Raw genomic sequence first — 8,915 nt, forward strand, 5'->3', positions numbered from 1 at the left:
TTCCATAAACGTTACAAAGATAGAATTTTAAACATTTATAGAAGCTAAAGCCTTGTACTAAAGTACATAGTTTTAACTAGCGAACTTGAAAAATAAAAAATTTGAAATTCCTCGTATTGATTTGGTGCGTGATATTTTCGTCTTTTGTGCTTACTCCGGTCTTTCGTTCATAGATGTGAAGCAATTATCCTCGGAGCATATTACAAAGGATAGAGAGGGTAACTATTGGATTCGGAAGGCTCGTCAAAAGACGAAAAACATGTGTAATATTCCACTATTAGATGTGCCATTGTCTATCATCGAGAAATATAAGGATCATCCCCTCTGTAAAAAACAGAATGTATTACTGCCAGTTCCATGCAATCAGAAGATGAACGCTTATATCAAGGAAATTAGCGATTTATGCGGGATTAAGAAAAATCTTTCAACACATTGTGCAAGATACACTTATGCGACTTCCGTGTGCTTGGCGAATGGTGTTAGTATGGAAAATGTTGCTAAAATGTTAGGGCATTCAAATATCAGTATGACAAAACGATACGCGAAAGTGCTGGATCAGAGTATTCTAAGCGATATGCAGAAAGTAGGAAGTTTGTCGGCTGCCACTACATAAAAAGCTTGGCTTATAATTTAGGAAGGTGCTTTTCTGTTTAGATTAGAACTGGCAACTGAAACGGCTCGCCAAAGCTGCCGAGATTTACAAACGGCTGACCTTTCACATGAGCCGTTTCAGCTTCGCAACGACCGTCTACCTGACGCAAGGCGTTCCGATAGAAACACTTAGCCAAATGATGGGCATCTATCAATCAAGACTACCCAAATCTATGCGGAAGTTACCCGCACCAAAATCAATGAGGATATGACGAATTTGGCGGAAACCATTCAGGGGAAATATGAACTGCCTGAAAATAACAGCAAAATCCATAAAATAGGCAGAAGAAACAGACGGTTTCCTGAAAGGGAAATCAACAAAAGCATTGGTTTATAATTGCGTTCATTTCAGGCATTTATGTATATCTTTGCATTCAGAGTTTATAGATTATTATAATAAGAATGAATAATATATTTTCAACTAGGGAGTTAGCTTCAATTATTTGGCTAGTTGCTATTTTAGCGACTCTTTGGGTTTGGAGTAAAGGGAGATTTCATTTAAAAGAAATAGCCAAATCAGCGTTTGCACCTAAACTCACAATCACTTATCTCTCTCTTATTGCTTATGTATTTTTAATTGTGGTTCTGTTATGGCAGTGTAATTTTTGGAATCTTTCTCTCCTAAAGGATACTATTATATGGTTTATATTTTCTGCATTAGGTGTTTTCTTTAGTCTAAATAAAGTAAAAGATGCTAGCTATTTTGGGCAACTAATTAAGGACAGTATTTCTGTTACTGTTATTATTGAGTTCTTCGTTAATTTATATGCATTCAGTTTATTGGCGGAATTAATTATATTCCCTTGTTTGGTATTTATAGTTGCGTTAAGTGCTTATTCTGAAATCTCTGCCAAAACAAATAAAGAACATAAAAAAGTCAACTCTTGCTTAAATCAATTATTAGGAATTATTGGCTTAATCTATATGGGATTCGCACTATATAAAACGATAATGGAATTTAAAACCGTTCCTTGGATTGATGTCTCAAAACAATTTATACTTCCTGTTATCTTAACTGTTTCTTCCGTCCCTTATTTCTGGGGACTTGCACTATACATGAAATATGAAAGTATGTTTGTTGCTAGTAATAGATTTTTTAAAGATAGAAGTAAAATTGAAAGGCTGAAGATAAAAATATATGTTCTTTATTATGGGAATTTTAGTTTTAAGCGCGTTTATAGAATTTGGAAAAAGATAGGTTTTCTTGCGTATGAAGAGGGTACAAATTATCGAAAATATATCAAACAAGTTGCATCATCTCCAACCTATAAAAAAACTCCCATTATCAATAAAATGAGCATCCAATTATTCAATGATATTGATGCTTGCTGTAAATCTCTATCTAGTCTAGAAATAGGAGAATTAAGTGAATGGAATCAGCTACATGGTTTAGATGAGTTTTATTGTAGTAATAGTTATTACTGTATTCAACCTTATGGCTTATCTAACTTATTACTTTCATTGCAAGGCGAAGAGCTACATATCCATCAACTGGAATTATCACTATCTATCCATAGTATAGAAGAACGTGAAGAGGCTATTTTAAAATTCAGAGAATGTGTAGAGGTAATATTTAGGTTGCTCTTACTGGAAGTACCGCAGTATATTTCTAATTCTATTTTGAGAAATGAAAGTTGCAGTTATAGCAACAATAGCTTTTCACTTGAATTTACAGTTGAAATAATCGGGAAAGTCGAATCATTTGTGTTATTGGTAAAATCTAAAAAAAAGACTTAGAAGTCATTTCCCAAGTCTTTCTTAAAATATTAATTTATAACAGTTTATTATCAGCCATTTTATTTTGCAAGCATCTGTTCCAACCATTTCAAAATATCCGACTGTTTATACAGTATCTTCCCCTTTATTTGGATGAATGGTATTTTACCAGTATCCCGCCAATCCTGTAACGTTCGGGAAGAGATTTGAAGCATCCGGCAAACATCACGATTTGAGAGGAATTTTTCACCGTTCAGGTGCGGAGTGCGATTTTTAAGGGCTCGTCCGATAGTATCCAATAATTCATCCAATCCCGTGAAGAAAGAATTTATTTCCGTTGATCTCTTATCTAATATTTCCATTATTGTATCTTTTTAGTTCCGCATATAGTCGCCCAATGCGGAGATAGTTAATATATCCAGTTTTATGTCATAGCTGATAGCCGTCCGTTTTAGATTGTAGTTGATAAAGAAGCTGTCTTCATCTTCCTGTATTTCGTAAGTGGCAGGACTTGTCTGTTTGCTCGTTTCATTCATGTGGATAATGCTAAGTAAATAGCTTTCTCCGCTTCGATATATGATAACTGTCGGATTCAGGTTTATACTCTCCCAATTACCGACCAACCTATCTAAGTTGATATTTTCTGTTTTCATTTTTGCTCTTTGCTTTTTTGTGACTGACTGATTAAATTCTCAATATCCGATACCTTGTAATAACATTTACGTCCGATTTGTGAATAAGGCAGTAGGCCGTTATCCCTATATGACTGTAATGTTCTCGGCGATATTTGCAGGAGGCTACAAACATCATCGTTTCCTAACCATTTTTCTTTGTCCTGATTATCCCCGCATAGTTTTTTTACCTGTCGGACAAAATCTTCAAAACGCCCTTTCATCTGCTCGAACGTCTTGCTTTCGATTGCTACTATATCCATACTAAAATCTGTTTTTACTGATTGCTGAAATTATTCTCATTGCAATGATTTTCAGGCAAAGGAAAGCAGATTTCAGGCAGATTTTAAGAAATGGAGTGCAATGGCTGAAAGCGGCTGTGTCTGGCGTAGATACTCAATCCCCAACAATATTTTTTTTCTTTTTTTAATTGATATACATCTCACTCATGCAGGGAATAGATAAGACAACACTTTTTAGAAATTTACTCTTTTTGTGAAACAAAAAGGAAGAAATTTCTAAAAACCGCTTGCGGCTTGGTGTTGGCGTTCTATTACCGGAATGTACTTTTGTAAATCAAATAAATAAAGAATTATACTATCTTCTATATTGAAAATATGATAGAAGATTCTTCACTGATATTGCATAGTTAAAACCGTCTATTGAGTAGAAACCCAACTTCTTGGCAAATGAACTGCTTTTCTCATTGGTTGATTCAATTCCGACATACCTAAAACCATATTTTACGGCTATTTCTGCTAAAAACCTGACGAAATGAGAGCCATGCCCTATGCGTTCTTTTTGAAAGCCGATTCGGGCTATAATAAGGCAATCGGGCGGGAACAGGCTTTCTATTCTCCTGATACGCAAATAGAGGTCTATCCGGCTATTTCTTCGGGTGGTTACGATATTATCGGGAGTAAGATATACAAGTGAACGGCGGTATCTGAACCGTTTCATCAGGTAGCTATCTATTGCTTCCCGTATTTCTTCATATTCGCACATAGTATTCATTTATAGTTTTTTATCCTCTTCTTATTCCTTTATTTGGTTTCTTCTTTTTCTTTGGCGGTTTTAGTGGTTGTTCCTCATTGCCCGGTTCGGGGGTCAGGATACCGAAAACGGAACTTAATCCTAAATCTGGTGTGCTTACCGCCTGTTTCTTTTCTCTTTCACCGGAAACCGTATTTTGAGGTGTGGATTGTATCTGGGTGGTTTTTTGTTTAATTTGCTGTTCCTGCATTTCGAGTTGGTCGGAGATACTGCCGTTCTTCATCGTGTTATAGTATTCAAAAGATTCGGTAAGTTCCCGCTTGTAGCCAAATAACTTGTCAAATCCCTGCTCTGCCTGTTGGAACAGATTCTTTCTGTCAAAACCGCCCTTAACCGTTCCTTTCTGTGTGTTCTTGTGGTTAGTAAGCGGGGATAGCTTTTTCTTATTGGACTGGTCTTTCCGGCTCACAATCAAATGGCAGTGCATATTCTGTTCATTGTTTGACCTGTCCCGGCTGAAATGTATTTTACCATAGAATTTTATGTCTTCTGCTGATAGTCCTTTATTGAAGTTCCTGGCATATTCGGGAATAACCACTTCACGGATATACCGTTTCATGGCTTCGGCTTGTTCCTGTTCGGTATTGCCCATTGCCCGAAGTTCTTTTTCCGATGGGCTTACATGGATAGCGTAAAACTTGGCATCCGTCTTTAATAACTGACCGATATTACTATCTATATCTTTTATAACCTGTGATTTGTAGATATTATCGTCTGTCAGATTGAAAAAGCCCTCTGTATAGATTCCTTGCTCCATGCGTTCCATGTCCTCATGTTCACAATAGTTGCATAGCTTTCGGCTACTGCCTGCATTGTTATATGTGCCTTTGGACGGTGGCGGGAAATCTATATTCATGGGTTATTCGTTTATCAGGTCGTCTATTTCGGCTCTTAGGTTCTCTTTCCGCTTGCCGTCCATTACTCCGCATGTTGCCAGTTCCGAATAAAGGGAAATCAGTTTCAGGAGTTTATTATTATTCCGCTCCTGCTTTTTTGATGATGCGTTTATGGATTGGGCAAGCTCGTTTATCTGTTTAGCTTGGTTGTTAATCACTCCGGCATGTTGGTTGAAAGTTTCGCTTATCTTTTTCAGAACATTATCCTGTAATTCCCGGCTTTGCTCTATTTCAGAAGTTATTAATCCTTTCTGTTCTTTCAAGGCAGTATCAAAGCGGGTAGCGATTGAATGGCTTGTTCTTATCATCGGGTTTAGCTTATCTTCCTCATAGCTGCGAATGAAACGGATAATATCATCCTGCCGTTTGTTGATTTTGGCAAGTTCCGTCTTTACCGATTCAGGCGCATCCGCAGGGTTGATATGTGCTTTATCCAGATATAGGAAAGCCAGTTTTGTAATTTCTCCTTTTTTCAGCGAATAGCGTTTACAAAGTTTTTCTATCAACTTGTCCGTTTCCGCTTCTATCGCTATTGTCGTAAATATGATATTTCTATTCTGTTTAGCCATAGTTATAACTATTTTATAGCTATTCATATATATAACTTGCTTAAATAGAATTGTATATCAATTCGAATTATAGCAAGTGTTATAACTGTGCTTTATCCTAAAGCACTAAAGCCGAAGGCTTTGCCCCGCAGGGCAAGAGGAAGAACAGGACGAAGTCCAGTTCCCTCTTGCTCAATTTCGCAAAACAAACAGAGCTAGTAGGCGATGTTGTTTTTGTGAAATGCGGAGCTGCTTTTAAAGGCGTAAACTAAAACAAGCCTTCATCCGCTTGCGCTATTCTGCTTAGAACATAAAAAGCAGAATCATTCATCATTTTCGTCTTTCTTGTCCTCGTCTTCGGGCTTCGGATGCTTTTTCTCAAAGTCCTGATAGGTTTGAAAATCCATATGGGAACGAACAAACTCCCGGACATCAGAAGTGCGGTAATAGGTCTTATGAGCTATCATAAAGAAAGGTAGTTTTTTACTGGAGCGATACCGTTGGAGAGTTCTGTAACTTACTTTCAAGAGAAAGGCTAAATCCTGATTATCAAGCAGGGTTTCGTCTTCGCTAAATACTTCTTTGGTGTTGATGAGTGATTTTAAGTCTTGACCGATTTCACTCAATTTCTTGGATAACTTCTGCATCCATTTTTCAAAATCTTCATTGTTTATATACATGATTTGCCTCGTTTTTCAAATTAATACTACTTTGTCTTCAATGCATTGACGAGGCAAAGGACGGAAGAACGAAGCAAAAAAAATACAGGAATCTGGTATAGACCCCTGCATCTTGAAAATAAATAGCTAAATATCAACTGATTACAAAGTCATCTTTTCTCATTTTCTTTTTTGCCCCTTTGGGATTTACGCCTGTTATATTCTTTTGTCAGGGCGGTTTTCATGGCATCAAGTGTTTTAGTCAGGTTGCAAGGTTTACGCCTGAACAATTCTCTCTGACAATCATAAATATCATTGAAGCTAAAGCCGAAAGCTTGTTCAAATGTATCGCTAAAAGCTATAGTAGAAGGATTTTTTCCGGTTTCGTCTTCGATACCCTCTAATAACCTTAAGGAGGTGAGAATTTCCGCCATACCCATGATTCCTAAATTTTTAGACTTGGATATGAGGGATAACATGGCTTTGAAAGTTGGCGATTCAGGTTGCCGGAACTGTTCGGGATAGCGAATTTGAAGTTTCAGCAAATCAATTACAGACTCAAGAAATAATATCGCTTTCTTAAGATAGGCGAATTTTAGGGCATTTTTCCCCCTGCTCGTACCGATTAAGGGTTTCTATAAATACTAAATCAATACGAGTATTATTCAGCATCCGAAAGTTCTCCCAATAGTCCAGTTCGGATTGGCTAACAGTTTCTACCCTTTTCATAAAGCATCCATAGGCACTTTGCATTTCTTCGTTTGTGACTTGTGTAGGTTCAGATAACAACCTGATTAACCTCTCTCTTAATAATTCATTCATAAGCATAAAAATTAAATGTGATATTAATATTCAGACCGGAGTCTTGTATTATGCTGAATGACTTTCTATACTACTATTTCATCCACACAATAGGATGTTTTAGAGCTAATTTAATAGCTTCCATTTCTGCACTATGCCACATTTCATGCTTGAAACACCATGATAACGCATCATATTTTGTATTGGCTACCGGATGCTTAAATGGAATAGGTTCTAATTCATGGGATAAAATATCATCATCTAATCTGGAAAGATTCTCAATACATATTTCATTTACTGCATTAAACTGTTCTATTAGTTCAGACGGCAGAATTATGTCTTTGTCAACTGACCTATGTAGTACCCCCATACCATTGAAAATTCTAACATAATCGGCTATCGGTATCAAATCAGACACTTTACTATTTCTTCCTGTGATGCACGTAATGGCATGAAAGTTTTGACTTATCAGTAAATGACCTATCTGCCATATAAAATTAGAATCAGTGTTTTCTGGAATTTCATACCACAACTCTTTGGGAAGTTCAGAAATTAAGCGATTTACAAAGGTTCTTGACTCCACTATTTGCTCTCTTAAAAAATCAATTTGTTTCATTATTATCTTATTTAATTACTTACTAATAAGTAAGTGTATTAGGTAAAAAAATTAGATATTCAACAATCCTTCTTGAATAGATTTATAGACATCGTTTTTCAAGACCTTATTCATTTGCAAAGAAGAAAGTAATGCAGAATGAATCATGAAGGCTTTTGTTCTTGATGTTTCAGTAAAAGAGAAAACGTTAGTCTCTCTTCCTTTTTCTAACAAATCAGTTAGCCATTCCAAAATCGTATTAACTAATTTCTCCAACTCTTTCTGCATATTATCAGGTAAAGTATCATATGACGGGGCTAATGCACCAACAACACATACCCAACTCTTACTAATAAAGCTATCGTGCATATGGATATAATTAGCAAACTGTTTTTTATAATCCTCTTTTTTCCACTTCGCTATCAGTTCATTAAAGGCAAGTAGGTTTTCCTTGATTACTTCTACTCCCAAATTGGATTTTGAAGGGAAATAGTAGTGTATAGCAGCATTCTTTATATCTAACTTCTTAGATATATCAGCGTAACTAAAAGAGTTGTATCCTATAGACCTAATTAGTTCGCCTGCCAATCGTATTATTTCGCTTCGAGTATCGTTCATGATGCAAATATAAACAATTTTACTTAGTAGTAAGTATATTTAGAAAATAAATTGTATTTTTGTCGTGAAGAGCTATTTGGAACAATGGAAAAGCAAAGCAGAACGAAGAACTTCACTTGTTCCTATATTATTGTTCCAAATGCGACGTTTTCCAGTTGTTTTCATACCAAAAACAGGTAACGAATTGGACACGGAAATTCCGCAAAAATCTTCGTTTGATTCCGTTTTATCAGTTTTCAAATTGAGGAAAAATAGTGAGATTGAATCTGTTTTTTTAACGAGTTACTTCAATCTTCAAAGGTTTGCTTTGTTATTGCATATTTTTTATAGAACTTTACAGGATTATCGGGATACGGGTTTGTTGCGTTATGTACAGCTTCCGGGTAAGATTATTTACAGGGGGATGTGGAAAATATGCTTGAAAACTCTTATAATAAATAATTCGCTATATTTGCCAATAAAATTTCATATATGAATGATTTAAGATTCTGTGTATTTATAGATTTATTAGGATTTAAAAATAAAATAGAAGAAGACTTTACACAAGCTACGCACTTCTATCAACGATGTATGAAAATATGTAGAGGTGTGGATAATTCTTTAGTTGAAATCATTGCTGTCCCATTAAAATCACAAAAAGCTCTTTGAATTATTTGATAATTAGTTAGTTTCGGGGTTTTCTCACGCGCGACGATTTCAATTTATAG

12 protein-coding genes and 2 pseudogenes are annotated in these 8,915 nt (G+C 35.8%); 4 read left to right on the forward strand and 10 right to left on the reverse strand.

All coding sequences use genetic code 11. The features are described 5' to 3' along the window. Positions 1-91: 91 nt before the first annotated feature. Positions 92-613, forward strand: a pseudogene (locus D0T57_RS14670) (site-specific integrase); the annotation flags it as partial. A 440-nt stretch (positions 614-1,053) separates the two neighbouring features. After that, on the forward strand, positions 1,054-2,388 hold the full coding sequence (locus D0T57_RS14680) for a hypothetical protein (protein ID WP_185154689.1): 1,335 nt from the start codon (positions 1,054-1,056) through the stop codon (positions 2,386-2,388). Positions 2,389-2,447: 59 nt separating this feature from the next. On the opposite strand, the gene D0T57_RS14685 is transcribed toward D0T57_RS14680, so the two are convergent. The 10 genes from D0T57_RS14685 to D0T57_RS14730 all read right to left on the reverse strand — a co-directional run bounded on the left by D0T57_RS14685 (position 2,448) and on the right by D0T57_RS14730 (position 8,178). Beyond that, the gene (locus D0T57_RS14685; RefSeq protein WP_163274232.1) at positions 2,448-2,729 is read right to left on the reverse strand and encodes a helix-turn-helix domain-containing protein; all 282 of its coding nucleotides are present in this window, start codon (positions 2,727-2,729) and stop codon (positions 2,448-2,450) included. A gap of 12 nt (positions 2,730-2,741) precedes the next feature. Further along, positions 2,742-3,020 carry a DUF3876 domain-containing protein gene (locus D0T57_RS14690; RefSeq protein ID WP_163274233.1) on the reverse strand — a complete coding sequence of 93 codons (279 nt, stop codon included), beginning with the start codon at positions 3,018-3,020 and terminating at the stop codon, positions 2,742-2,744. Further along, positions 3,017-3,301 carry a helix-turn-helix domain-containing protein gene (locus D0T57_RS14695; protein WP_163274234.1) on the reverse strand — a complete coding sequence of 95 codons (285 nt, stop codon included), beginning with the start codon at positions 3,299-3,301 and terminating at the stop codon, positions 3,017-3,019. The genes D0T57_RS14690 and D0T57_RS14695 overlap by 4 nt, the downstream gene beginning before the upstream one ends. A 334-nt stretch (positions 3,302-3,635) precedes the next feature. Then, on the reverse strand, positions 3,636-4,043 hold the full coding sequence (locus tag D0T57_RS14700) for a GNAT family N-acetyltransferase (protein WP_163274242.1): 408 nt from the start codon (positions 4,041-4,043) through the stop codon (positions 3,636-3,638). A gap of 19 nt (positions 4,044-4,062) precedes the next feature. Next, positions 4,063-4,947, reverse strand: coding sequence for a DUF5712 family protein (locus tag D0T57_RS14705; protein ID WP_163274235.1), 885 nt, complete (start codon positions 4,945-4,947; stop codon positions 4,063-4,065). Between the two features lie 3 nt (positions 4,948-4,950). Beyond that, positions 4,951-5,556 carry a BfmA/BtgA family mobilization protein gene (locus tag D0T57_RS14710; RefSeq protein WP_163274236.1) on the reverse strand — a complete coding sequence of 202 codons (606 nt, stop codon included), beginning with the start codon at positions 5,554-5,556 and terminating at the stop codon, positions 4,951-4,953. A 302-nt stretch (positions 5,557-5,858) separates the two neighbouring features. Next, on the reverse strand, positions 5,859-6,215 hold the full coding sequence (locus D0T57_RS14715) for a helix-turn-helix domain-containing protein (protein ID WP_163274237.1): 357 nt from the start codon (positions 6,213-6,215) through the stop codon (positions 5,859-5,861). A 149-nt stretch (positions 6,216-6,364) separates the two neighbouring features. Continuing rightward, positions 6,365-6,739 (reverse strand): hypothetical protein, encoded by a 375-nt coding sequence (locus tag D0T57_RS14720; protein ID WP_255490623.1) that lies wholly within the window; start codon positions 6,737-6,739, stop codon positions 6,365-6,367. Between the two features lie 350 nt (positions 6,740-7,089). After that, positions 7,090-7,611 carry a DinB family protein gene (locus D0T57_RS14725; protein ID WP_163274238.1) on the reverse strand — a complete coding sequence of 174 codons (522 nt, stop codon included), beginning with the start codon at positions 7,609-7,611 and terminating at the stop codon, positions 7,090-7,092. A 51-nt stretch (positions 7,612-7,662) separates the two neighbouring features. Further along, the gene (locus D0T57_RS14730; RefSeq protein ID WP_255490624.1) at positions 7,663-8,178 is read right to left on the reverse strand and encodes a TetR/AcrR family transcriptional regulator; all 516 of its coding nucleotides are present in this window, start codon (positions 8,176-8,178) and stop codon (positions 7,663-7,665) included. Positions 8,179-8,536: 358 nt separating this feature from the next. Between D0T57_RS14730 and D0T57_RS15935 the strand changes: the two are divergent. Both D0T57_RS15935 and D0T57_RS14740 read left to right on the forward strand, forming a co-directional pair. Then, a pseudogene (locus D0T57_RS15935) lies at positions 8,537-8,649 on the forward strand (DNA-binding protein); the annotation flags it as partial. Between the two features lie 30 nt (positions 8,650-8,679). Further along, positions 8,680-8,856, forward strand: a complete 177-nt coding sequence (locus D0T57_RS14740) for a hypothetical protein (protein WP_163274240.1) — start codon at positions 8,680-8,682, stop codon at positions 8,854-8,856. The last annotated feature ends 59 nt before the right edge of the window (positions 8,857-8,915 follow it).

The organism is Dysgonomonas sp. 511, from assembly GCF_010501105.1.
Lineage (GTDB): Bacteria > Bacteroidota > Bacteroidia > Bacteroidales > Dysgonomonadaceae > Dysgonomonas.

Bases quoted from the DNA above. Each gene is read 5' to 3' on its own strand.
- D0T57_RS14680 (WP_185154689.1), top strand. From the start codon at position 1,054: ATGAATAATATATTTTCAACTAGGGAGTTAGCTTCAATTATTTGGCTA.
- D0T57_RS14685 (WP_163274232.1), bottom strand. From the start codon at position 2,729: ATGGAAATATTAGATAAGAGATCAACGGAAATAAATTCTTTCTTCACG.
- D0T57_RS14690 (WP_163274233.1), bottom strand. From the start codon at position 3,020: ATGAAAACAGAAAATATCAACTTAGATAGGTTGGTCGGTAATTGGGAG.
- D0T57_RS14695 (WP_163274234.1), bottom strand. From the start codon at position 3,301: ATGGATATAGTAGCAATCGAAAGCAAGACGTTCGAGCAGATGAAAGGG.
- D0T57_RS14700 (WP_163274242.1), bottom strand. From the start codon at position 4,043: ATGTGCGAATATGAAGAAATACGGGAAGCAATAGATAGCTACCTGATG.
- D0T57_RS14705 (WP_163274235.1), bottom strand. From the start codon at position 4,947: ATGAATATAGATTTCCCGCCACCGTCCAAAGGCACATATAACAATGCA.
- D0T57_RS14710 (WP_163274236.1), bottom strand. From the start codon at position 5,556: ATGGCTAAACAGAATAGAAATATCATATTTACGACAATAGCGATAGAA.
- D0T57_RS14715 (WP_163274237.1), bottom strand. From the start codon at position 6,215: ATGTATATAAACAATGAAGATTTTGAAAAATGGATGCAGAAGTTATCC.
- D0T57_RS14725 (WP_163274238.1), bottom strand. From the start codon at position 7,611: ATGAAACAAATTGATTTTTTAAGAGAGCAAATAGTGGAGTCAAGAACC.
- D0T57_RS14740 (WP_163274240.1), top strand. From the start codon at position 8,680: ATGAATGATTTAAGATTCTGTGTATTTATAGATTTATTAGGATTTAAA.